This is a genomic window from Rhodococcus wratislaviensis (genome assembly GCF_041228765.1).
Classification (GTDB): domain Bacteria; phylum Actinomycetota; class Actinomycetes; order Mycobacteriales; family Mycobacteriaceae; genus Rhodococcus_F; species Rhodococcus_F wratislaviensis.
In genome coordinates, this window is the sequence record NZ_CP150488.1 from 2,034,152 (window position 1) to 2,057,020 (window position 22,869).

At 67.9% G+C, this 22,869-nt stretch carries 23 protein-coding genes and 1 pseudogene; 20 read left to right on the forward strand and 4 right to left on the reverse strand.

From position 1 onward, the window contains the following. Positions 1-103 precede the first annotated feature (103 nt). A complete protein-coding gene (locus WKC72_RS09095) occupies positions 104-1,789 on the forward strand; it encodes an AMP-binding protein (RefSeq protein WP_370182356.1) in 1,686 nt (561 codons plus the stop codon). A 61-nt stretch (positions 1,790-1,850) separates the two neighbouring features. Here WKC72_RS09095 and WKC72_RS09100 read toward each other — a convergent pair whose 3' ends face one another. Together WKC72_RS09100 and WKC72_RS09105 are read right to left on the reverse strand one after the other, a co-directional pair. Beyond that, positions 1,851-2,267 (reverse strand): MaoC family dehydratase, encoded by a 417-nt coding sequence (locus tag WKC72_RS09100; RefSeq protein ID WP_370182357.1) that lies wholly within the window; start codon positions 2,265-2,267, stop codon positions 1,851-1,853. Then, positions 2,264-2,716, reverse strand: a complete 453-nt coding sequence (locus WKC72_RS09105; RefSeq protein WP_370182358.1) for a MaoC family dehydratase N-terminal domain-containing protein — start codon at positions 2,714-2,716, stop codon at positions 2,264-2,266. The genes WKC72_RS09100 and WKC72_RS09105 overlap by 4 nt, the downstream gene beginning before the upstream one ends. A 62-nt stretch (positions 2,717-2,778) precedes the next feature. Here WKC72_RS09105 and WKC72_RS09110 point away from each other — a divergent pair, with 62 nt between their 5' ends. Together WKC72_RS09110 and WKC72_RS09115 are read left to right on the forward strand one after the other, a co-directional pair. Continuing rightward, a complete protein-coding gene (locus WKC72_RS09110; protein ID WP_370182359.1) occupies positions 2,779-3,954 on the forward strand; it encodes an acyl-CoA dehydrogenase family protein in 1,176 nt (391 codons plus the stop codon). A 2-nt stretch (positions 3,955-3,956) separates the two neighbouring features. After that, positions 3,957-5,900 carry an AMP-binding protein gene (locus WKC72_RS09115; protein ID WP_370182360.1) on the forward strand — a complete coding sequence of 648 codons (1,944 nt, stop codon included), beginning with the start codon at positions 3,957-3,959 and terminating at the stop codon, positions 5,898-5,900. A 67-nt stretch (positions 5,901-5,967) separates the two neighbouring features. Here the strand turns inward: WKC72_RS09115 and WKC72_RS09120 are convergent, their stop codons facing one another. Next, the gene (locus WKC72_RS09120) at positions 5,968-6,729 is read right to left on the reverse strand and encodes a FadR/GntR family transcriptional regulator (protein WP_012691748.1); all 762 of its coding nucleotides are present in this window, start codon (positions 6,727-6,729) and stop codon (positions 5,968-5,970) included. 117 nt (positions 6,730-6,846) lie between these two features. Between WKC72_RS09120 and WKC72_RS09125 the strand changes: the two genes are divergently transcribed. The 17 genes and pseudogenes from WKC72_RS09125 (at position 6,847) to WKC72_RS09205 (ending at position 22,030) form a co-directional block, all read left to right on the forward strand. Continuing rightward, positions 6,847-7,926 carry an acyl-CoA dehydrogenase family protein gene (locus WKC72_RS09125; protein WP_370182361.1) on the forward strand — a complete coding sequence of 360 codons (1,080 nt, stop codon included), beginning with the start codon at positions 6,847-6,849 and terminating at the stop codon, positions 7,924-7,926. Between the two features lie 72 nt (positions 7,927-7,998). Next, positions 7,999-9,165, forward strand: a complete 1,167-nt coding sequence (locus tag WKC72_RS09130; RefSeq protein WP_317569110.1) for an acyl-CoA dehydrogenase family protein — start codon at positions 7,999-8,001, stop codon at positions 9,163-9,165. Beyond that, positions 9,165-9,914 (forward strand): SDR family NAD(P)-dependent oxidoreductase, encoded by a 750-nt coding sequence (locus WKC72_RS09135; protein WP_012691750.1) that lies wholly within the window; start codon positions 9,165-9,167, stop codon positions 9,912-9,914. Before WKC72_RS09130 ends, WKC72_RS09135 begins: the two co-directional genes overlap by 1 nt. After that, positions 9,914-11,107: a thiolase family protein gene (locus WKC72_RS09140; RefSeq protein ID WP_012691751.1), complete on the forward strand. Its 1,194-nt coding sequence runs from the start codon at positions 9,914-9,916 to the stop codon at positions 11,105-11,107. The genes WKC72_RS09135 and WKC72_RS09140 overlap by 1 nt, the downstream gene beginning before the upstream one ends. Then, the gene (locus WKC72_RS09145) at positions 11,107-12,345 is read left to right on the forward strand and encodes an acetyl-CoA hydrolase/transferase family protein (RefSeq protein ID WP_370182362.1); all 1,239 of its coding nucleotides are present in this window, start codon (positions 11,107-11,109) and stop codon (positions 12,343-12,345) included. Before WKC72_RS09140 ends, WKC72_RS09145 begins: the two co-directional genes overlap by 1 nt. A 19-nt stretch (positions 12,346-12,364) precedes the next feature. Further along, positions 12,365-13,288 (forward strand): hydroxymethylglutaryl-CoA lyase, encoded by a 924-nt coding sequence (locus tag WKC72_RS09150; protein WP_009475544.1) that lies wholly within the window; start codon positions 12,365-12,367, stop codon positions 13,286-13,288. 45 nt (positions 13,289-13,333) lie between these two features. Next, on the forward strand, positions 13,334-14,092 hold the full coding sequence (locus WKC72_RS09155; protein ID WP_128641208.1) for an SDR family NAD(P)-dependent oxidoreductase: 759 nt from the start codon (positions 13,334-13,336) through the stop codon (positions 14,090-14,092). Between the two features lie 105 nt (positions 14,093-14,197). Further along, a complete protein-coding gene (menB, locus tag WKC72_RS09160; RefSeq protein ID WP_370182363.1) occupies positions 14,198-15,055 on the forward strand; it encodes a 1,4-dihydroxy-2-naphthoyl-CoA synthase in 858 nt (285 codons plus the stop codon). Positions 15,056-15,171: 116 nt separating this feature from the next. Further along, a complete protein-coding gene (locus tag WKC72_RS09165; RefSeq protein WP_009475541.1) occupies positions 15,172-15,957 on the forward strand; it encodes an enoyl-CoA hydratase-related protein in 786 nt (261 codons plus the stop codon). 5 nt (positions 15,958-15,962) lie between these two features. Then, positions 15,963-16,934, forward strand: a complete 972-nt coding sequence (locus tag WKC72_RS09170) for an EamA family transporter (RefSeq protein ID WP_370182364.1) — start codon at positions 15,963-15,965, stop codon at positions 16,932-16,934. Beyond that, complete coding sequence (locus WKC72_RS09175; RefSeq protein WP_370182365.1) at positions 16,935-18,125, forward strand: CaiB/BaiF CoA transferase family protein; 1,191 nt, start codon at positions 16,935-16,937, stop codon at positions 18,123-18,125. Positions 18,126-18,203: 78 nt separating this feature from the next. Further along, positions 18,204-19,013, forward strand: a complete 810-nt coding sequence (locus WKC72_RS09180) for an enoyl-CoA hydratase/isomerase family protein (protein WP_370182366.1) — start codon at positions 18,204-18,206, stop codon at positions 19,011-19,013. 5 nt (positions 19,014-19,018) lie between these two features. Continuing rightward, complete coding sequence (locus WKC72_RS09185; protein WP_370182367.1) at positions 19,019-19,870, forward strand: enoyl-CoA hydratase/isomerase family protein; 852 nt, start codon at positions 19,019-19,021, stop codon at positions 19,868-19,870. Between the two features lie 36 nt (positions 19,871-19,906). Then, positions 19,907-20,941 (forward strand): phosphotransferase family protein, encoded by a 1,035-nt coding sequence (locus WKC72_RS09190; protein ID WP_370182369.1) that lies wholly within the window; start codon positions 19,907-19,909, stop codon positions 20,939-20,941. Between the two features lie 117 nt (positions 20,942-21,058). Beyond that, positions 21,059-21,136, forward strand: a pseudogene (locus WKC72_RS09195) (AMP-binding protein); the annotation flags it as partial. Positions 21,137-21,302: 166 nt separating this feature from the next. After that, positions 21,303-21,653: a hypothetical protein gene (locus WKC72_RS09200; RefSeq protein WP_370182370.1), complete on the forward strand. Its 351-nt coding sequence runs from the start codon at positions 21,303-21,305 to the stop codon at positions 21,651-21,653. A 68-nt stretch (positions 21,654-21,721) separates the two neighbouring features. Then, the gene (locus WKC72_RS09205) at positions 21,722-22,030 is read left to right on the forward strand and encodes a fatty-acid--CoA ligase (RefSeq protein ID WP_370182372.1); all 309 of its coding nucleotides are present in this window, start codon (positions 21,722-21,724) and stop codon (positions 22,028-22,030) included. 19 nt (positions 22,031-22,049) lie between these two features. Here the strand turns inward: WKC72_RS09205 and WKC72_RS09210 are convergent, their stop codons facing one another. After that, the gene (locus tag WKC72_RS09210; protein ID WP_370182373.1) at positions 22,050-22,859 is read right to left on the reverse strand and encodes a PaaI family thioesterase; all 810 of its coding nucleotides are present in this window, start codon (positions 22,857-22,859) and stop codon (positions 22,050-22,052) included. Between the last annotated feature and the right edge of the window lie 10 nt (positions 22,860-22,869).

Sequence of the window (22,869 nt, forward strand, 5' to 3'; positions counted from 1 at the left end):
TGGGTCCGAACTCATTGCACTTTCGGTCTAACCATTATATTGTGAGGGCCAACACAGAGTCTTTTATTCCCTCTTCATATCTGCGCTCAGAGGAAGGCATCCCATGGCGTTCGCATCGGTCACCGATCGCTATTCGGACGAACAGATCCGAGAGTTCTATGCCACCGGGCAGTGGCACCGCGACACCTTCTTCGACATGCTCGAGGTCCAGGTTGCCGAGCGGGGCGACCGTGTCTTTCTGACCGACGACACCAGCGGCGGCATCACCTTCCGGCAGTTGCGGGACAGGGCGCTGAGCCTGGCCGTGGGACTGCGGCGGCACGGGATCACCGTCGGCGACCGCGTGTCGGTGCAGGTTCCGAACTGGATCGAATTCGCGATCATCGCCGTGGCGTTGTCGCGCCTGGGCGCCGTCCTGGTGCCGATCATGCCGATCTACCGCCGCGACGACGTCGAATACATCCTGGGTAATGCCGGTGTGCGGCTGGCGATTACGCCGCAGAGCTTCAAGAAGTTCGACTACGCGGGCATGTACACCGAGATCCTGGGTGCCGTCGACTCGCTCGAGGACGTGGTCGTCGTCCGCGGGAACGGCGACCTGCCGAACCGCGCGGTGTCGTTCGAGTCGCTGTTCGCGGAGATCGGACCCGAGGAGGCGATCGCCGAACTCGGGCCCGGTGTCGGGCCGGACGAGCCGTTCGTCATCGTCTACAGCAGCGGCACCACGTCCCGGCCCAAGGGCTGCATCCACACGTTCAACACGTTCGCCTGTGGATCCCGCCTGCTGGCCAAGGGGTTCGCCTACACGCCCGACGACGTGCAGTTCGGCCCTTCGCCGATCACGCATACCACCGGCCTGGTCACCAGCATCGTCCTTCCGCTCATGCACGGAGCGGCGTCGCATCTCATCGAGGTGTGGGAGCCGGTCCGCGGGATGGCGCAGATCAAGGAACGCGGGTGCACGGTCGCGGTGAGTGCCACGACGTTCCTGCAGATGGTCATGGACGCCTACGACCCCGCTGTGCACGACATCAGCAGCATGCGGCTGTGGGTGGCGGCCGGCGCCCCGATTCCCGCCAGCTTCGTCACCAAGGCGGCCGAATTGTTCCCGAGCCTGCAGGTACTGAGCCTGTATGGCCGCTCGGAAAACGTCACGACCACCATGTGCACGGTGCATGACGAGCCCGAGCGGTCGCTCACCTCGGACGGGCGTCCGCTGCCGATGCAGTCGGTGAAGGTCGTCGACGAACTCGGTGACGAGGTTCCGCGCGGTGAGGAAGGCGACATCGCCTATAAGGGTGCCATGCACATGCTCGGGTACCTCCACAATCCCGAGGAGACGGCCAAGCTGTTCACGCCGGACGGGTATTCCCTCTCCGGGGATCTCGGCCGGATGGACGAGGACGGCTACGTGCGCGTCACCGGCCGCACCAAGGACATCGTGATCCGCGGCGGCATGAACATCAGTGTCCGTCAAGTCGAGGATCTCTTGGCGGCGCATCCCGCCGTGCGTGGTGTCGCGGCGGTCGCGATGCCCGACGAGCGTCTCGGGGAGGCGGTGTGTCTGTACCTCGTCGCCGCGCCCGGCTACGGCGACATCACGCTCGAGAAGATCAAGACCTACCTGCTCGAGCAGGGGGTGGCGATCCAGAAGGTTCCGGAGCGGCTGGAGATCGTCGAGGCGCTGCCGACGACGGCCACGGGCAAGATCCAGAAGAACGTGCTCCGTGCCCAGATCGCGGCCAAGATCGAGGCCGACCGGCTGCAGCGGGCACAAGCCGTCAGCTGATCGGAAGACGAAGGGGGCGAAGTCGATCGGCTTCGCCCCCTTGGTCGTGCGGGAAGAGTGGTCAGGTCGCGGCCACCACGACCGTCGCCGATCCGGTGACGACCGGGCCCTTGTCTCCGGAGGCGACGAGATCGAGGGTCGCCAGCGACTCACCATTCGCCTCGGTGATCGTCGCGACCGTGCCGCCCACGGTCAGGGTGTCGCCGAGGAAGACCGGGGCGACGAACCGGACACCGAAGGAGCGCACATGCTCGACGCCGAACGTGTCGGACAGCCACCCGGCCAGAATCCCGGCCTGCATCTGCCCCATCGCGATCACCCCCGGGAAACCCGAGGTGGCGACGAAGCCGGGATCGTGGTGCAGCGGATTGAAATCGCCTCCGGCGCCGGCGAACCGGACGATGTCGGTCTGGCTGATAGGGCCGACCACCCGGGTGTCGGGGGCATCGCCGACGCGGACCTTGGCCGGAGTTCTCATCGCTGCTCTCCTCGTTCGATCAGGACTTCCTCGAGCCGCACCACGGGTTCACCATCGGCGTCGACGTACTCGGTCTCCAGGGTCACGACGCGCATCGTCCCGCCCCGCTTGCCTTCTCGCTGTACGTCGTCGACGACGCGGCGGGTGCCGACCACGTGGTCGCCGGCGGTGAGCGGTCGCAGGTACGTCCACGTGACCGAACCGACCACCACCCGCGCGAGGGCCAGGCCCAGCGAGTCGACGAACGCGCGCTGGTCGCGTTGGTGTCCGGCGACGACGGTGTGCGTGAGAGTCGCGGGCACATCGCTGAATCCGGCGTCGCGCGCGGCGGCCGGATCGGTGTGCAACGGGTCGGTCGTGAACGTCGCGCGCGTGAATTCGCGGATCTTGCCGCGTTCGACGTCGTATTCGACGCGGTCGACGACGCCGGCGGGGAGTGGGTCTGACATCCGGGCCTCCTTTTTGGACTGACCTATAGTATCATTGAGCCTAAATTCGTGAGGAGGGTGCAATGGAGCTCGCTGATTCCCCAGACGAGGCCACATTCCGTGCAGAGGTCCGGGAGTGGGCCGAGAAAGCGGTCCCGACGCTGCCGTGGCCGGAACCGGTCGATCTGGTCGACAAGGTGCCGTTCTGGCAGCAATGGCAGCGACTGCTCTTCGACTCCGGCTACGGCGGGATGTCGTGGCCGCAGGAGTACGGCGGTCAGGCCGCCGACCCGATCCGCAAGGCCATCTTCACCGAGGAAATGGACCGCGTGGGTGCGCCGGAGCGGCTCAACACCATCGGCGAGGACTTCGCGGGCCCGACCATCATCGATTTCGGGACACCCGCGCAGAAGGAACGGTTCCTCCGGCCCATTCTGACCGGCGAGGAAATCTGGTGCCAGCTGTTCTCCGAGCCGGAGGCAGGATCGGACCTCGCGTCACTGCGAACCAAGGCCACGAAGGTGGACGGGGGCTGGAAGGTCAACGGGCAGAAGATCTGGACCAGTCGCGCACACATCGCGGCCCACGCGATCCTGCTCGCCCGCACCGGCGGCGGCGCGCGGCACAAGGGCATCACCTACTTCCTGGTGCCCATGGCCAGTGAGGGCATCACGGTGCGCCCGCTCGCCCACATGCTCGGCGAAGCGGAATTCAACGAGGTGTTCCTCGACGACGTGTTCATTCCCGACGACCTCGTCGTCGGGGAGGTCGACGGCGGATGGAAGGTCGCGATGGGCACGCTCGCCTACGAGCGGGTGGCGATTGCGACGGGTCGCGTCAACACGAAACGTGCCGTCGACGACATCGTGGGCGACATCGCGGGGATGACCGACGACGCAGGCCGTCCGCTCGGTGAGGATCCGGTGATCCGGCAAAAGGTCGCCGATCTGTACGGCCGGGCCCTCGTGCACTACCTCATCGGCCAGCGCGTCATCACGCTCGCGGCCAACGACGGCCCGCCGGGGCCGGTCACGTCGATCGGCAAGCTGTTCTTCTGCCCGCTCGTCGAGGAACTCGCCGATTTCCGGTTGTCCCTCGAACCGGTCGGCGGGCAGTTCGCCCTCGACGACGACCAGCAGAAGACAGCGCGGTGGCAACGACTCGCGTATCAGGCCCGCGGCACCGCCATCGCCGGCGGATCCACCTTCATCCAGCGCAACATCGTCGCCGAGCGCATGCTCGACATGCCGAGGAGCTGACCGTGTCCGACTACACCTGGCATCCCACCGACGAGTACGTCGAGAACGCCAACGTCACCCGGCTCGCCCGCGCCCACGGGCTCTCGGGCCTGGGCGAACTCCGTGCCCGTTCCGTCGCCGACGTGCGGTGGTACTGGGACGCGGTGGTTCGCGATCTCGGCCTGCCGTTCCAGACCCCGTACCGCGAGGTGCTCGACACCTCCCGCGGAATCGAGCACCCGGACTGGTTCGTCGGGGGCAAGACGAACGTCGTCGACGCGTGTCTGGGGCGGTGGCTCACCGACCCGGCGGCCGCCGACCGGACCGCGGTCGCGCACGAGGCGGAGGACGGCACCGTCCGGAGCCTGTCGTATCGCGAGCTCGCGGCGGACGTCGAGCGGGCGGCCGCGGGACTTCGGGAGCTCGGCGTCGGCAGGGGGGACGCCGTAGCCCTGTTCCTGCCGATGATCCCCGAGGCGGTCGTGTCGGTGTACGCGGTCGCGCGGCTCGGCGCGGTGCTGGTTCCGCTGTTCTCCGGCTTCGCTCCCAGCGCGATCGCGTCCCGCATCCAGGACGCGGACGCGAAGGTGGTGATCGTCGCGGACGGAACGGTGCGGCGCAAGTCCGTCACGATGAAGCCGGCCCTCGACGAGGCTCTCGTCTCGTGCCCGACCGTGCAGTCGGTCGTCGTGGTCGAAAACATCGGCGTCGACGTAGAATCGACCGGCCGCGACATCTCCTGGGCGAAGCTGCTCGGCAACGGCGGCGACCCGGGCCCGGTGGAGGCGATGAACGCGAGTGAGCCGTTCGCGCTGGCGTACACGTCCGGGACGACCGGCAAGCCGAAGGGAGCCGTGCACACGCACGCCGGGTTCCTCGTGAAGACAGCCAGCGAGGTGGCGTACTCGTTCGACCTCACGCCCGGCGGGGTGTTCTGCTGGATCACCGACATGGGCTGGATCATGGGGCCGCTGTCGATCGTCGGCACCCACGCCAACGGCGGCACCCTCGTGCTGTACGAGGGTTCGCCGGACGTGCCGGACACCGACCGGCTGTGGCAGCTCGCGCAGCGGCACGGGGTGACCATGCTCGGCGTCTCGCCGACATTGATCCGTACCCTGCGCGGACGGGATTCGGATGTCGCGGCGCGGTACGACCTGTCGTCCGTGCACACGATCGGGTCGACCGGCGAGCCCTGGGATCCGGACTCGTACGACTGGCTGGCACAAGATGTGTTCGGGGGCCGCGTTCCGGTCATCAATTTCTCCGGCGGCACCGAGGTGGGCGGCTCGTTCCTGGCGCCGTACCCGGTGGAGCCGATCCACAGCTGCTCGCTGGGCGGTCCGTCGCTCGGGATGGACGTCGACGTCGTCGACGATGCGGGACGGTCGTTGCGCGGCGAACAGGGCGAACTCGTCTGCAGGCAGCCGTGGCCGTCGATGACGCGCGGGGTGTGGAAGGACGAGGAACGCTACCTGGAGGCGTACTGGTCGACGTTCCCCGGCATGTGGCGGCACGGCGACTACGCCCTCGTCGACGACGACGGCCACTGGTACATCCGGGGCCGCTCGGACGACGTGATGAACGTGGCCGGCAAGCGCCTCGCCCCGGCGGAGGTCGAGGCGGTGCTCACCGCGCATCCGGCGGTCTCGGAGGCGGCGGCGGTCGGTGTCCCGGACCCGAAGAAGGGCGAGGCGGTGTGGGCGTTCTGGGTTCCCCGCGCGGACGCCCACACGGCGGACATCTCGGCCGAACTGGTCGCCGCCGTTGCCGCGGAGCTCGGAAAACCGTTCGCGCCGAGCGTGGTTCACCGGGTGTCGCGGCTGCCGAAGACCCGGTCGGCGAAGATCCTGCGCCGGGCGGTGCGCGCCGCCGCCCTGGGGACCGACCCGGGTGACCTGTCCGGTGCCGAGAACCCGGAGGCGATCGACGAGATCCGCGCCGTGGTGGCGGGCGGCGACATGTGAGTAACGAAGAAGGGGCCCACACCGCACGGTGTGGGCCCCTTCTTCGTCGAAACGGAAAATGTGAAAGCTACTCGTCGAGTGGGATGTCGGTGCGCTTCTCGAAGTCCTTGATCGACTCGGCATACGAGTGGACGTGCCGGCTCATGCGACGCACGGCGGCGTCGGCGTCCTTGTCGCGGATGGCCTTGGTGACGGAGCGGTGCGCCTTGACGGTGATCTCGCGGACCTTGTCGTCGATGAAGCCTTCGTTTTCGGTGGCGGCGTAGATGGCCCGCGACAGCGAGATCATCAGACCCGACAGCAACTCGTTGTGGCTGGCGCTCGCGACGGCGACGTGCCAGTCGATGTTGGCCTGAAGGAAGTCGTCGAGGCTGTCGCCTGCACCGGCGATATCGTCGTTGGCGGCGTCGAGTCGCGCGAGATCCTCGTCGGTGCGATGGCGGGCGGCGAGTTGCGCGCAGAACGGCTCGATCGCCTCGCGGGTCTCGAGCAGAGCGGCGAGACGGATCTGGCGACCGCGGATGAGCAGGGCCACCGTGTCGGCCATGGATTGCTCACCCGGGCGCTGCACGAAGGCGCCCCCGGCCCGGCCCGCCTTGATACGCACCAGTCCCTGCACCTCGAGGATGCGCAGGGCCTCGCGGACCGTGGTGCGGCTCATCTTCGTCTGGACGACGAGTTCGCGTTCCGGTGGCAGCGGTGTGCCTTCGACGTAGTCCCCGCTGAGGATGCGCTCGCGCAGTTCGTTCGCGAGGACGTCCGACGCCTTCGGTACCTCCATCGGGGTCAACTGGATGGAGGAACGCCCGTTCCGGGTGGTGTTCGGCACGGCTGGTGGCATGGCTCCCCGCCCTCTCTGGTCTAACGGTCAGACCTAATATACCATTGGGTTCTCGCTGCATTCGTCTTGCAGCCTATTCTTCGTCTCATCGAGAGGACCAGTTCTATGCGCTGGGAACTGTCAGAAGAGCAGGAAATGTTCACCGAAGCCCTGGACGGCTGGCTCGGGCGGTTCGCCGCTCCGGCGAATGTCCGCAAGTGGGGTGAATCGGGAGATCCTGCCGAATTCGAGCAGAAATTCGTCGAGGAAGGCTGGTTCTCCGCCGGCCTCGGCGAAGACATCGGTGGTCAGGGCGGTGGTCTGCTCGAACTGGCGCTGACCGCAGAGGCATTGGCCCGGTACGCCGCACCGTCGAGCGCCTGGACCGCGTCCGTCATCGCGGCGCCCCTGCTGCCCGCCGACGTCGCCGCCGACGTGCTGGCAGGGGGTGGTTTCGCGGCCGTGGCCGTCGACGCGACGCGTCCGTTCGGCCTCGCCGATTCGGTCCGCGCCGACGAGGGCGGCGCACTGACCGGCCGCGTCGCCACGGTGCTCGGCGCCGAACGGGCGAAACTGCTGGTTGTCCCGGCGACCGGCCCGGACGGCACCGCGGCCCTGTACCTCGTACGCGTCGACGACCCGGGTGTCACGGTCGAACAGCACCGCTTCCTCGACCCGTCCCGCGCGGCCGCGAATGTCCGGTTCGAGGGCGTCACCGGGCGGCGTCTCGACATCGAGGCCGAGACCGCTCTCGAGGACGCCGGACTGCGGGCGGCCGTGCTCGTGGCCGCGGACTCGCTCGGGGCGATGGGCCGCATGCTGCATCTCGCCGTGGACTACAGCAAGCAGCGGCAGCAGTTCGGTGTCGCGATCGGGTCGTTCCAGGCCGTGAAGCACGCTGCGGCAGGCATTCTCGTGTCCGTCGAGGCGGGACGGTCCATTGCGTACTACGCCGCGGCGTCGGTCGATCTCGGTCTGGACGACCGTGCGATTCATGCTGCCGTCGCCAAGGCTCAGGTGCCCCGCAATGCGGTGCAGGCGGCCGACAGTGCTCTCGTGATGCACGGCGCGATCGGCTACACGTGGGAACACGATCTGCACCTCTACTACAAGCGCGCCAAGTTGAACAAGAAGTTGTTCGGCGGCCCGGGCGTGTGGAACGAGCGCGTCGCACGGGATTTGCCCCTGTTGCCGGCCGCTGGATGATCGGCCGTTGACTTTTTGGTCTGTCCTTTAGTAATTTAAGTCCAAACGGAACCAACGACGACGGGACGTGCTGTGGACTTTGATCTGACCGAGGATCAGGCGACGATCCGAGATGCGGTGCGAGAGCTCGCCGGCAAGTTCGACGAGCAGTACTGGGTGGAGAAGGACAGCGAACACGAGTTCCCCACCGAGTTCTACGACGCGTTCGCCAAGGGCGGCTGGCTCGGCATCACCACGCCGGAGGCGTACGGCGGGCACGGGATGGGCATCACCGAGGCCTCGATCCTGCTCGAGGAAGTGGCCGCCTCCGGCGCGGGCATGAACGGCGCGAGCTCGATGCACCTGTCGATCTTCGGGATGCACCCGGTGATCGTGCACGGCTCGGAGGAGCTCAAGCAGCGCACCCTTCCGCGGATCGTCGACGGCGATCTGCACGTCTGCTTCGGCGTCACCGAGCCCGGCGCCGGTTTGGACACCACCAAGATCACCACCTTCGCGCGGCGCGAGGGCGACAAGTACATCGTCAACGGCCGCAAGGTCTGGATCTCGAAGGCGATGGAGTCGGAGAAGATCCTTCTCCTCACCCGCACAACGAAGTTCGAAGATGCGAAGAAGAAGACCGACGGTCTGACGCTGTTCCTCACCGACCTGGACCGCTCGAAGGTCGACATCCGCCCGATCAAGAAGATGGGGCGCAACGCGGTCACGTCGAACGAGTTGTTCATCGACGGCCTCGAGATCCCGGTCGAGGACCGGGTGGGTGAGGAAGGCAAGGGCTTCAAATACATTCTCGACGGCCTCAACCCGGAGCGCATGCTCGTCGCGTCGGAGGCCCTCGGCATCGGCCGGGCCGCGTTGCGCCGGGGCGTCCAGTACGCCAACGAGCGTGAGGTGTTCGGCAGGCCCATCGGCATGAATCAGGGCCTGCAGTTCCCGCTCGCGGATTCGCTCGCACGACTCGACGCCGCGGAACTCGTCCTGCGCAAGGCGACGTGGCTCTACGACAACGGAAAGCCCTGCGCCCGCGAGGCCAACATGGCCAAGTACCTCTGCGCCGACGCCGGTTTCCAGGCCGCCGACCGTGCCCTGCAGACCCACGGCGGGATGGGCTACTCGGAGGAGTACCACGTGGCCCGGTACTTCCGCGAAGCCCGCCTGACCAAGATAGCCCCGCTCAGCCAGGAGATGGTCCTCAACTACCTCGGCGAGCACGTCCTCGGCCTCCCCAGGAGCTACTGATGTTCGAACTCACCGGAAAGTCCGCACTCGTCACCGGTGCCGGCAGCGGCATCGGCGCCTCGGTGGCGCATGCCTACGCCCGCGCGGGTGCGGCCGTGCTCGTCACCGACGTCGACGGCGACGCCGCAGCCGCCGTGGCCGCGGAGATCACCGCGGCCGGCGGTTCGGCGAAGTCCGCGGCCCTCGACGTCCGCGACGGCGAGGCGGCCGCAGCGGCGGCGGAACAGGCCGCCGCGCTGAATGACGGCACACTCAACATCCTGGTCAACAACGCCGGTGCCATCGCTCCCGCGATGTTCCCGAACCTCGAAGAGGACGACTTCCGCCGCATCGTCGACATCCACCTCGTCGGCAGCTTCGTGTGCAGCAAGGCCGTTCTCCCGTACCTGCCCACCGACGGCAGTGGGCGCATCATCAACGTGACGTCCGCGGCCGGCCTGGTGGGCACCATCGGGCAGGCCAACTACGGTGCCGCGAAGGCGGGCATCATCGGTCTCACGAAGTCGCTGGCGCGTGAGCTCGCCAAGAAGCAGGTGACGGTCAACGCGCTCGCCCCGCTCGCCGCGACCAAGATGACGGAGAACATCCGCAGCAACGAGAAGCTCGCCGCCAAGACGCTCGCGCGGATCCCGTTGGGCCGCTGGGCGGAACCGGACGAGATTTCCGCGAGCTTCGTGTTCTTCGCGTCCGACGGCGCTGCGTACATCACGGGCCAGGTACTGCCCGTCGACGGAGGAACGGTGATCTGATGGCCGACAAGCGCAACCCCTTCCAGCGTTCCGCGCGCGAGGTCGTCATCGCGGAAGCCGCCCGCACCCCGATGGGCAAGTCGCACCCCGACCGCGGCTGGTTCCGCGACACCCACCCCAACGACATGCTCGGCGCGGTGTACACCGACCTGATCCGCCGCAGCGGCCTCGACCCGGCCGTCGTCGAAGACCTCGTGATCGGCTGCACCGCACCGTTCGGCGAGCAGTCCCGCAACATCGGCCGCAACGCCTGGCTGCAGGCGGGCTACCCGCCGGAGGTTCCGGCCGTGGTCCTGGACCGGCGCTGCGGGTCCGCACAGACCGCGGTCGAGATGGGCGCCGCCCTCGTCGGTTCCGGCACCCACGACGTCGTCCTCGCCGGCGGTGTCGAGCACATGGGCCACGTGCCGATGAACTCACCGGCCAAGATCTCCGAACTGTACGGGGACCCGTGGCCGGAAGCACTGCGCGACCGGTACGACTTCGTGAACCAGGGCGAGAGCGCCGAACTCATCGCCGACCGGTGGGAGATCTCGCGGCAGGAAATGGACGAGTTCGCCGTACGCTCCCACCGTCTGGCGAGCGACGCCATCGAAGCGGGTCGTTTCGACGCGGAGATGATCCCCCTCGATCTCGCCGGCGAGACCCGCTCCAGCGACCAGACCGTCCGCCCCGGCACAAGCCTCGACAGCCTGGCCGGGCTGAAGACGGTGTTCCGGGAGAACGGCCGCATCACCGCGGGCAGTTCGTCGCCGATCTCGGACGGGGCGGCCGGTGTACTGCTCGCCTCCCGCGAGGCGGCCGATACCCACGGACTGCGGGCCAGGGCCCGGATCCTCGACCAGACCACGGTCGGGGTGGACCCGATCATCATGCTGACCGGGCCGATCCCGGCCACCCGGAAGTTGCTCGACCGCAACGGGATGAGCATGAACGACATCGATCTCTTCGAGGTCAACGAGGCGTTCAGCTCGGTCGTCCTGGCCTGGGAGCGGGAACTGAAGCCCGACATGGACCGGGTCAACGTCAACGGCGGTGCGATCGCGCTCGGCCACCCGGTCGGCGCGACCGGGGCCCGTCTCATCGCGACGATCGTCGCCGAGCTCGAGCGGCGGGACGCCGAAATCGGCCTGGTGACCATGTGCTGCGGCGGCGGCCTGGGAACGGCGACCCTGATCCAGCGGATCGACTGATGATCGACCTGACACCGCACATCCGGCCCGGCGACGGGATCTGGTGGAGCCAGACGAGCGCGGAACCGACCCCGCTCGTCCACGCGCTGCTCGACCAGGTCTCGTCGATCGGCCCGGTCCGCGCGTTCGTGGGACTCACCTGGGATCGGCGGTTGACGAGCGAACTGCCCGACGAGCTCTCCGTCGTCTCCTACGGTGGCCTCGGCGAGCTTCGCCGTCTCGCCCGCCTCGAGGTCGTGCCCTGCCATTACGGGGCGCTGCCGCGGCTGTTCGCCGAACGACGGCTGCCGTGCGACGTCGGTTTCGTGCAGGTGTCGCCGCCGGACTCCGCCGGGAACTGCTCGCTCGGCGTCGGTGTCGACTACATCGCGGACGCCCTCGACCACACACCGGTCCTCATCGCCGAGATCAACCGGCGGATGCCCGTCACGCTCGGCGCACCGCGAATTCCGCTGTCGCGCTTCGCGGCGGTGGTCGAGACGGACCGGCCGTTGCTCGAGGCGCCGGACCGCGCACCCGCGGCGGCGGAGTCGGCTATCGCGCGGAATGTCGCCGATCTCGTGGCGGACGGCGACACGATCCAGATCGGCGTCGGAACACTGCCGTCGGCCGTCCTCACCGCTCTCGAGGGGCACAAGGACCTCGGGCTGCACTCCGGCATGATCTCCGACGCGGCACTGCGGCTGATCGACCGCGGCGTGCTGACCGGGGCGCGGAAGGAGATCGATCCGGGCCTGCACATCACGGGCGCCGCGCTCGGGACCGCGGCGCTGTACGACCGGCTGCCCGGACTTCCGGTGGCGTTCCGCCCGGCGAGCTACACCCATGCGCCGCACGTGCTCTCACAGCTTCGCTCGTTCGTGTCGATCAACTCGGCCATCGAGGTCGACCTGACCGGGCAGGTCGGTGCGGAAATGCGCAACACCACCTACGCGGGTGCCGTCGGGGGTCAGGTGGACTTCTCGCGGGCCGCGGCGATGACCGGCGGCCGCTCGATCATCGCGATGCGCGCGGATTCTCGCGGGGAGTCGACGATCAAGACCGCCCTGCAGTACGGCGCGGTCACCACCGCCCGCGCCGACGTCGACTTCGTGGTCACCGAGCACGGTGTCGCGGCACTGCGCGGATGTTCTCTCGGTGAACGCGCCCGCCGCATGATCGCGGTCGCGGCACCCGAGCACCGCGCCACCCTGGAATTCGATCTCGAGGAATACGACCTTGCATCCGCAGCGGAGTGAGGGGAAAGGAGTCGACGCCATGACGCGTCCCCAGCGGGTCCAGATCCGGGAGGTCGGTCCCCGTGACGGCTTCCAGAACGAGCCGGAGCACATTCCGACCGACGACAAGGTGCGGTTGATCAATGCCCTGGGGCGGGCGGGGTTCACCCGGATCGAGGTGGCCAGTTTCGTGCGGCCCGACGTGATCCCGCAGCTCGCGGACGGGGTCGAGGTGCTGTCGCGCATCGACGTTCCGGACGAGACGAAGCTGATGGTGCTCGTCCCCAACAGCAAGGGGCTCGACAACGCACTGAAGGTGCGCGACAAGTTCCACGAGGTCGCGATCTTCGTCAGCGCGTCGGAGACCCACAACAAGAAGAACGTCAATCGCACCGTCGACGAGACGATGGCCGACAACGACGTCATGGCCAAGCGGATCGTCGCCGAGGGGCTCGACTGCGCCGCGGTGATCGCGACGTCGTTCGGATGCCCGTTCGAGGGCAAGGTCGACCTGACCCGCGTGCTGGATCTGGCGGAGCGCTTCGCCGAGGCCGGTGCCACCGAGATCGGTTTCGGCGACACCACGGGCATGTGCAACCCTGCGTATGCGTCGGAGTTCTTCGCCGCGGCACTCGACCGGCTGCCGGGTGTCGAGGTGACCGCCCACTTCCACAACACCCGCGGCCAGGGCCTCGCCAACGCCTACGCGGCGCTCGAAGCGGGCTGCGCGAGTTTCGAATCGAGCTTCGGTGAGCTGGGCGGCTGCCCGGTTCCGGCGGGCTCGACGGGCAACATCGCCACCGAGGACCTGGTGAGCATGTTCCACGAGATGGGCGTCGAGACGGGTCTCGACCTTCCCCGGGTCATCGAGGCGGCGCGCGAAGCCCAGACGGTGCTGGGCCGCAAGCTCACCAGTCACTCGATCGTCGCGGGTCCCATCGAATGGGCATCGAGCCTGCGCTGAAGTCGGCTTACCATCAATCCACGAAAGACACAGACGGAGAAGAACATGAGTAATCGAGTTGCATTCGTGACCGGCGGTGCGCAGGGCATCGGCAAGGGCATCTCCGACGCCCTCGGGGCCGCGGGCTTCCGCGTCGCGGTCGCCGACCTCAACCTGGAGGTCGCAGAGGAGACCGCCGCCGGCATCCGCGACGCCGGCGGCCAGGCGATCGCCGTCCCCGTCGACGTGACCGACACCGCGTCGGTGCAGGCCGCGGTGAAGCAGGTCGCCGAGCAGTTCGGCCCGGTCGAGATCGTCGTGAACAACGCAGGCTGGGACGACTTCATGCCGTTCCTGAAGACCGACGAGGCGTTCTGGGACCGGATCCTCGACATCAACTTCAAGGGCCAGCTGCGCGTGATCCAGGCAACCGTCCCGGGCATGGTCGAGCGCGGCTTCGGCCGGGTCATCAACATCGGTTCCGACGCCGGCCGGGTCGGCTCGTCCCTCGAGGCCGTCTACTCAGGTGCGAAGGGCGGCATCATCGCCTTCACCAAGACCCTCGCCCGTGAGGTCGCGACCAAGGGCGTCACCGCGAACACGGTGTGCCCCGGCCCGACCGACACTCCTGCGCTCCGCAAGTTCGCGGACAGCTCGGGCCAGGAGGCGGACAAGGTGATCGGCGGCATGACCCGCGCCGTGCCGATGAAGCGGCTCGGCAAGGCTGAGGACATCGGTGCCGCGGTGGCGTTCTTCGCGTCCGACGCGGCCGAATTCGTCACCGGCCAGACCCTGTCGGTCAGCGGCGGTCTGACGATGTCCTGACTCCAGGCTTTCCCGAACGCGCGGCTGGAGTCATCCGGCCGCGCGTCCGGCATTCGCGGGGGTCGGACGGTAACGATCGTTTACAGATGTGCCTATGATCGGGGCATGACGAACAACGGTGATACAACGGATTTCGTGTCCTGGGCCCCGGTGGGTGAGTTCGAGGACATCCGGTACGAGCACAGTGGTGACGGAATCGCGAAGATCACGATCTGCCGGCCGGAGGTGCGCAACGCGTTCCGTCCGCAGACGTTGATGGAGATCTCCGAAGCTCTCGTCGATGCCCGCGAGGACTCCTCGGTCGGTGTCATCGTGCTGACGGGAGAGGGGCCCGACGCGTTCTGTTCGGGTGGCGATCAGCGGGTGCGCGGCGACACGGGCTACCTCACCGAGCCGGGCAAGGCGGGCAGTGTCGGCCGGTTCCACGTCACCGATCTGCAGATCCAGATCCGGCGCCTGCCGAAGCCGGTCGTGGCGATGGTCGCCGGCTACGCGATCGGCGGCGGGCACATCCTGCACCTGGTCTGCGATCTGTCCATCGCCGCGGACAACGCCCGGTTCGGTCAGGTCGGGCCGAAGGTCGGTTCGTTCGACGGCGGCTACGGCGCGGGGTTGCTCGCCGAACTGGTCGGGGTGAAGAAGGCCAAGGAGATCTGGTTCCTGTGCCGCCAGTACGACGCCGAGCAGGCGCGTGAGATGGGGCTGGTCAACACCGTCGTCCCGCTCGCCGACCTGGAGCTGGAAACCGTGCAGTGGTGCCGCGAGATGCTCGAGCTCTCGCCGTTCGCGCTGCGGCTGATGAAGGCCAGTTTCAACGCTGCAGAGGACGGCATGGCCGGGATCCAGCAGCTCGCCCACGATGCGAATCTGCTCTTCTACTCGACGGACGAGGCGAAGGAGGGCCGGGAGGCGTACAAGGCGAAGCGGCGCCCCGAGTTCGAGAAGTTTCCGCGCCGACCCTGACCTTCCATTTCGGTCCGACAATTAGTATGGTTGGGTCAATACCCCACGTGAGTGGCAATGCGTCCCTGGGCACACATTGCCACTCACCTGGGACTGGACCGAGAAGGATGGTGTGCATGTCGGAAACCGCAACGCCCGCAGTCGCGTGGAGCGACGTCGACGCCGGCGTCATGACGATCACGTTGCAGCGACGGCCGGCGAACGCCCTCGGGCTGCCGATCATCGACGGCCTGAACGCCGCACTCGACGCAGCCGATGCCGACGGCTCGGTGAAGGTGATCGTCGTCCGCTCGGACATTCCGGGCTTCTTCGCGGCCGGCGCCGACATCAAGCACATGTCGTCCGTGGACGCCGAGTCCTTCACCGCGTACGGTGATCGACTCCGTGGGGCACTCGACCGGCTCGCCTCGGCCGACCGCATCTCGATCGCCGCGGTGGACGGCCTCGCGCTGGGCGGTGGCCTCGAACTCGCCATGGCCTGCACCCTGCGGGTCGGCGGCGCGGACGCGAAGTTCGGGCTGCCCGAGGTGAAGCTGGGTCTGATTCCCGGAGCCGGTGGAACGCAGCGACTTCCGCGTCTCGTGGGGCGCGGCCGCGCCCTGGACATCATGCTGACTGCCCGTCAGGTCCTCGCCCCCGAGGCGCACGCGATCGGTCTGATCGACCGACTCGTCGACGCGGGCACCGCCACGGACGCCGCGCTGGCCCTCGCGGCCGAGTTGTGCACGATGTCGTTGCCCGCGCAGCGCGCCGTCATCCGCACGGTCGACGCGTCGTTCGATACACCGCTCGAGGAGGGCTTCGCGTTCGAGGTCGCCCAGGAGCAGGATCTGTTCGAGAACGGAGAGGCGAAGGAGGGCATCACCGCCTTCCTCGAGAAGCGCGCTCCGCGCTTCTCCTGAGCGTCGTGTCGTCCGGGCGTGCCGGAAGGGGTGCGATCGCGCTCGCCCTCTTCCTCGTCTACGTGATCTGGGGGTCGATCTACCTCGCGATCCGCCTGGTGATCGAAGAGGTTCCGCCGCTCGGCTCGATGGGCGCACGGTTCTTGCTCGCCGCCGCGTTGATGGCCGCCTTCCTGGCCTGTCGCGGCGGCTGGCGGCGGCTGCGCCTCACCGGGCGGGAAACGGCGGGTGCCGCGCTCCTGGGTGTGCTGTTGCTCGCCTGCGGCAACGGCCTGACCTCGGTGGGCCAGCTGCACGGAGTGCCCTCCGGGGTGACGGCACTTCTCGTCGCGATGGTGCCGCTGTGGATCTGCATCTATCGCGCCCTGTCCGGCGACCGACCGCAGGTTCTGGAGCTGGCCGGCGTCGGTGTGGGGCTGATCGGTCTGGCAATCCTGGTGCTGCCGCACGGTGGTGACCGGTCCGGACTCCCGCTCGTGGGTGTGGCCGTCATCGTGCTGTCCAGTCTCTCGTGGTCGTTCGGGTCGTGGATCAAGCCGCGGATCTGGCTGCCCCACGACGTGTATGTCAGTGCGATGTATCAGCTTCTGGCGGCGGGCGCGGCGATGGCGTTCGCCTCGGTCGCGACGGGAGAACGCCTGGACGGTGCCATCGGACCCCGGGCATGGGGTGCGTTCGGCTACCTCGTGGTGTTCGGCTCGATCGTCGGGTTCACCGCATACGCGTGGCTACTGCACCACGCGCCACTGCCGCTGGTTGCCACCCATACGTATGTGAATCCGCTGGTGGCTGTGGCGCTCGGATCGGTCGTGCTGTCCGAGCCCGTCACTCCCGCGCTGGTGGTCGGGGGAGCGGTGGTTCTGCTGTCGGTCGTGCTGGTCGTCAGTGCATACGCTCGAAAGCGACCGTCCGGGGATTCCACCTTGAACGGTTCCAAGGTATTATTATCGGACCAAAGAGTGACGGGAGGCGGGTAGATGGCGCAGGGCAGCGTGAAACGCTCGTTCACCGGACCGCTGTCGGGACTGAAGGTGGTGGAGATCGGTTCGATCGGCCCCGGGCCGTTCTGCGCCATGCTCCTTGCAGATCTCGGCGCCGACGTGATTCGCGTGGACCGCGCCGTCGGTGCCGGGTTGGTCGGCCCGAACGCCGACTTCCGCACGGAACTGCTGCACCGGGGCCGTCGCTCACTCGCCGTCGACCTCAAACACCCGGAGGGTGCAGAGGTGGTGTTGTCGCTCGTCGAGGACGCCGACGTCCTGATCGAGGGCTTCCGTCCCGGAGTTGCCGAGCGACTGGGCATCGGACCGGACGACTGCGCCGCACGGAGCCCCGGGCTGATCTACGGTCGTATGACCGGTTTCGGGCAGGACGGACCGCTCGCCCAGCACGTCGGACACGACATCAACTACGTAGCGCTCAGTGGCACCCTGTCCATGATCGGACGCCAAGGCCAGCCGCCGACCCCGCCGCTCAGCCTGATCGGCGACTTCGGTGGCGGGGGAATGCTTCTCGCCCTCGGCATCGTGTCCGCTATCTTCGAGAAACAACGTTCAGGGCTCGGACAGGTGATCGATGCCTCGATGGTCGAGGGTGCCGCACTCCTCGCGACACCGTTCTTCGGGTTCGCGCAGACCGGGGTGTGGAACGGTGAGCGCGGCACCAACCTCGTCGACAGCGGCGCGCCCTATTACGACGCCTACGAGACCGCGGACGGCAAATGGCTGGCCGTCGGTGCCCTGGAACCGCACTTCTACGCCGACCTCGTCGCGCTGCTGGACCTGCCCGACGACCTCCCGGACCAGAACGACCGATCGCAGTGGCCGCAGATGAAGAAGATCTTCGCCGACGCCGTGCGAGGTCGCACTCTCGCCGACTGGCTCGACGCCGCCGAGGGACTGACGCCCTGCATCGCGCCCGTCCTCGACGTCGACGAGGCGCCGGCGCACCCGCACAACGTCGCGCGCGGCACGTTCGTCGAGGTCGACGGGCTCGTTCAGCCCGCGCCCGCGCCGCGATTCAGTCGCACGGCTGCCGCGGTGGACCGCCGTCCGCCGGCGCCGGGCGAACACACCACCGAAATCCTGACCGACTGGGGGATCGCCTCGGGCCGCGTCGCCGACTGGCTGCGCTCGGGTGCCGTGCGCGAGGCCGCCGCAGCGACCTGACCTGCCGGGCGCGAGACGCCCGGACCACACACTGACGGCGATCACCTGGGATCGCCGAACTTGAGAAGGAGTGAACTCGTGACCGAGCCCACCACATGGGAGACGTTCACGCTCGAGCGGCCGGAACCCGGCATCGCCGTCGTGACGTTGAATCGCCCCGAACGGATGAACTCGATGACGAACACCATGTTCGTCGAACTGGAGAAGGTTGCGCTGCAGCTGGATCACGAGCACGACCTGCGGGTCGTGATCCTCACCGGCGCCGGTAAGGCGTTCTGCGGGGGATTCGACCTCGACGACGCCGAGGGGCTGTCGTCACTGACGCCGATGGGCATGCTCGACCAGCAAGAACTGGCGGCGCGGGCACTCGCGGCGATCCGCAGTATCCGCGTCCCGGTGATCGCGGCGGTCAACGGTGCGGCCGCCGGCGGTGGGCTGTCCCTGTCCCTCGCCGCCGACATCCGGATCGGTTCGCCGGCGGCGCGCTTCAACGCGGCGTTCGTGCGGATCGGTCTCTCGGCCGGCGACCTGGGCGCGTCCTGGCACCTGCCCCGGCTCATCGGTCCCGCGCGGGCAGCGGAGTTCGCCTACACCGGCCGCTTCATCGAGGCCGTCGAGGCCGAGTCCCTCGGACTGCTGAACGCGGTCGTTCCGGCCGAGTCGCTGCTCGACGAGGCTCTCGCGATGGCCTGCCTGATCTGTGCGAATTCTCCTGCCGGAGTGCAGCTGTCGAAGCGCGCGCTCCACGCGAACATGGAGGTGTCGTCGTACGCGGCGGCGCTCGAACTGGAGAACCGCGGTCAGGCGCTGCTCACCCGCGGCGAGGACATGCCCGAAGCCCTGGCCGCCTTCAAGGAAAAGCGCAACCCGAAGTTCACGGGGCGGTGACCGGCATGACGCAGACGGAAACGCGGGAGAATACAGCGGTGCTGAGCAACTACACGCCGCCCCAGCTGGAGACCCTCACCCTCGAGGTGATCGAGGGCAAGATCGCCGTCCTCACGATCGACCGGCCGGACCGGATGAACTCGATGACCGTGAAGATGTTCGAGGAGTTCAACACCGCCGCGTACGCGTTGCGTGACACGGACGCCCGGGCGTTGATCATCCGTGGCGCGGGCGACCGGGTGTTCTGTGCGGGGTTCGATCTGGACGAGATCCACGTCATCACCGAAATGGGTGTGCGCGAGTTCCTGCGGTTCCAGGAGACCGCGACCGGCGGATTGGCGGCGCTGTACCACCTGCCGTTCCCCGTAATCGCGGCGATTCACGGTGCCGCGGCGGGAGGCGGGATGGCTCTCGCGCTCGCCGCCGACATCCGCCTCGTAGCGCCGACGGCGAAGTTCAACGCGGCGTTCGTCAAAGTCGGCCTGTCCGTCGGCGAACTGGGCACGTCGTGGAAGCTCACCCGGCTCGTCGGGCCGGGCCGGGCGGCGGAAATTGCGTACACGGCACGCTTCGTCGGCGCCGAGGAAGCTGCCCGAATCGGGTTGGCCAACCGAGTTGTGCCGAGCGAGGACCTGTTCGACGAGGCCGTCGCGGTGGCCGAGGCCATTGCCTCGAACTCCCCGGGCGGCGTCCGGATGTCGAAGCGGGCTCTGCAGCGGAACCAGGAAGTCACGTCCTACTCCGCGGCCCTGGAGTTGGAGAACCGAGGACAGGCGCTGCTCACCCGCTGCGCAGACATGCCGGAGGCGCTCGCGGCGTTCAAGGAGAAGCGGGAACCGCGCTTCACAGGCCGATAGGTATCAACGAATGAGAACACGGATGGAGGCGAGCGAATGACCTGGGACTGGACGCCCGACACGCTCGGTGCGCTGGAGTCGTTCCTGCGCGATCGGGGCATCACCGATGGCACGCTCACGACTTCCCGGATCGGCGACGGGCATTCGAACTTGACGTTCCTGGTGTCCGACGGGGTCCGTCAGGTGATCGTCCGCCGTCCCCCGCCTCCGCCGGTTCCGCCGGGCGCCCACGACATGCTGCGGGAGGCGCGCCTCGTCGGGGGCCTTGCGGGCAGTGGTGTGCCGGTGGCGGACGTACTCGCCGTCGGGCAGACCGGTGACGTACTCGATGTCCCGTTCTACGTGATGGACTACGTCGCCGGTCCGGTGGTCACCACCGAGACACCGCCGGCGTTGAGCGCGCCCGCGGACCGCCGTCGCATCGGTGAGGCGTTGATCGACACCCTCGCGGCACTGCATGCGGTGGACTGGCAGGCTGCCGGGCTGGGTGATCTGGGTCGTCCGGAGGGATTCAACGCGCGTCACCTGCGACGCATGGGCAAATTGGTGGCGGCCGAGGACGGGACGCCGCCGCCGGAGTTCGCGGACATCGACGCGTGGCTCGGCGCCAACGTGCCCGCCGAATCCGGTGCGGCGATCATCCACAACGACTACCGCATCGGCAACGTTATTCTCGCCCCTGACTCACCGGGACGTATTGCCGCAGTGCTGGACTGGGAGCTCGCGACGATCGGTGACCCGCTCTTCGATCTGGGGTACTTTCTCGCGTCGTATCCCGTCGAAGGGGAGGAGCACACACCCACCGAGGACCTAGGCGTCGCGGTGCTCGAGGACGGCTACCCGACCCGCGACGAACTCGCCCAGCGATACGCGGCCGCCACCGGCGCCGACCTGTCGAACCTGAACTGGTACACGGCACTGGCCCTGTGGAAGCTGGCGGTGCTGTACGAGTACGGGCGCCGCCGCGCCGTCGCCGGAGTCGGCGATCAGTACTACCGCGACGGGGCACTCGTGCGTGCCTTCCTCGACGCCGCCCACCGCGCGGCGGGGCTGACACAGTCCGTGGTCTGACCTCTGCGTCAAGGCTGTCTCAGGCAGGGACGGCTGGGAAGGAATCGACGACCTGCCGGCGCAGCGGCCCTGCCATGTGGGCGAAGTCGCCTCGACGCAGATTCGCCCGCCCCGATCCTGTACACCTCCGGAACCACGGGAAGGCCGAAGGGCGCGATACTGACACACCGAAACCTGTGGGCCAGCAACGTCAACTGGATGCTGGCGGTGAACTACAACGCCGAACATGCCGCGCTCACGTCGGCGCCACTCTACGCGGGGACACTGCTCGACGACATCGAGCGATATCAGGTGACGTCGCTGTTCATGGTGCCGGCCATGATGTTCACGAGCAAAACGCGAGCGTTTCGACACCGCCGACTTGTCCAGCGTCCGTATCATCGTCGCGGGTGCAGCGCCTGTCCCGGAACCGATGTTGCGGCTGTATGGGGCACGGGGCATTCCCGTCAGCCAGTGCTGGGGTCTCACCGAGGCGGCGACCGGAGCGACGTTCCGGGGCACCGATCGCGCGCTCGACAAGCTGGGGTCCCTGCGGCACCGCCGGCATGCTGAACGAGGCCCGTCTGATCGACGCCGACGGCGACGTGGTGACGACGCCCGGTGCGCGCGGAGAACTCTGCGTGCGCGGCGACACCGTGACCCCGGGATACTGGAACATGGCCGAGGAAACTGCCGCCGCACTTGGCCCGGATGGCTGGTTGCGCACCGGTGACGTCGCCTATCAGGACGATGACGGCTACTACAACATGGCGGGCCGGCTCGAGGACATGATCAGAGGACATGATCATCAGTGGTGGCGAGAACTTCTACCCCGCAGAGGTCGAGAGCGTGCTGTACGGCCATCCGGGCATTGCCGAGGTCGCGGTGATCGGCGCCCCCAACGATCGCTGGGGAGAACGGGTGGTGGCGGTTGTCGTCCCCGTGCCGGGCGCGCGACTGGAGTTGGAGGAGCTGCGAGAGTTCGCCGGTGCCGCACTGGCCCGGTACAAGTTGCCGCTCGAACTGCGCATCGTCGACCTACTCCCGCGGAACACGACCGGGAAGGTCCTCGAGCACGAATCGCGTGCGATGAGTGGCACCGGCGCCTGATCGCCGGCGCAGCGGCCGGTCACATGCGATGACACGTGACCGTCGCTGTGGTGCAGGTCTTTCCGGATGGATTGCGTCCGACTACCTGAACTACGGCGAAGGTACGGCCGCGGTAGATCATTCTGGGTGCGAAGGTGATCGGCTCGGTGCCCGGGCAGGGCCGTACGAACGCCATGGCGATGGACGTCGTCTGGAATTCGGCATGTGGTGTCACCGCGGAGTGGCCGGCGAGCTCGGAGGCGCACAGCAGGACCCCGCCGTGGACGTTGCCCAGCGGATTGCGGAGCGACTCCGACGGTTCGAGTTCGAGGCCGGCAGCGGCGTTGTCCCTTCGGTGGTGCGCACCGAGCAGTTCGATGATCGAGGTCGCGTTCATTCGGGCTGGAGCGACGTGGTCGGGCACCGAACCCGTTGGCATGTCGGCGGCGACGAATCGGAGGCGGGCGCTTGCGAGCGCAACGACCCGTCCGGACTCGTCGACGACCCGGCTGGTTGCCAGCCCCCCGTCGGGATCTTCGGTGACGACTTGGCTCTCTGCCCGCAGGACCGAACCGTCGAGTGCAGGGTTGCGGGAGAAGTCGAGGTGAAGGTCCGTCGTGACGGACCAGTGCCCGGCCGGGGCGCGGGCGGTGATCGGATATCCCGTCACGTCGTCCATCAGCACACCGAGTGCGCCGCGGCACGGCAGTCCGCGCTCATCGGCCATCCACGGTCCGGTCGTCATCGTGGACTTGCCGTGGGTGGCGTCGCCGGTCACGGGTGTTACTCGGAACAGTGCTTCGACACCGGTCGCGACGAACGGGAGTGCGGTGACGTCCTCGATGGTCATGTCCCTCCTG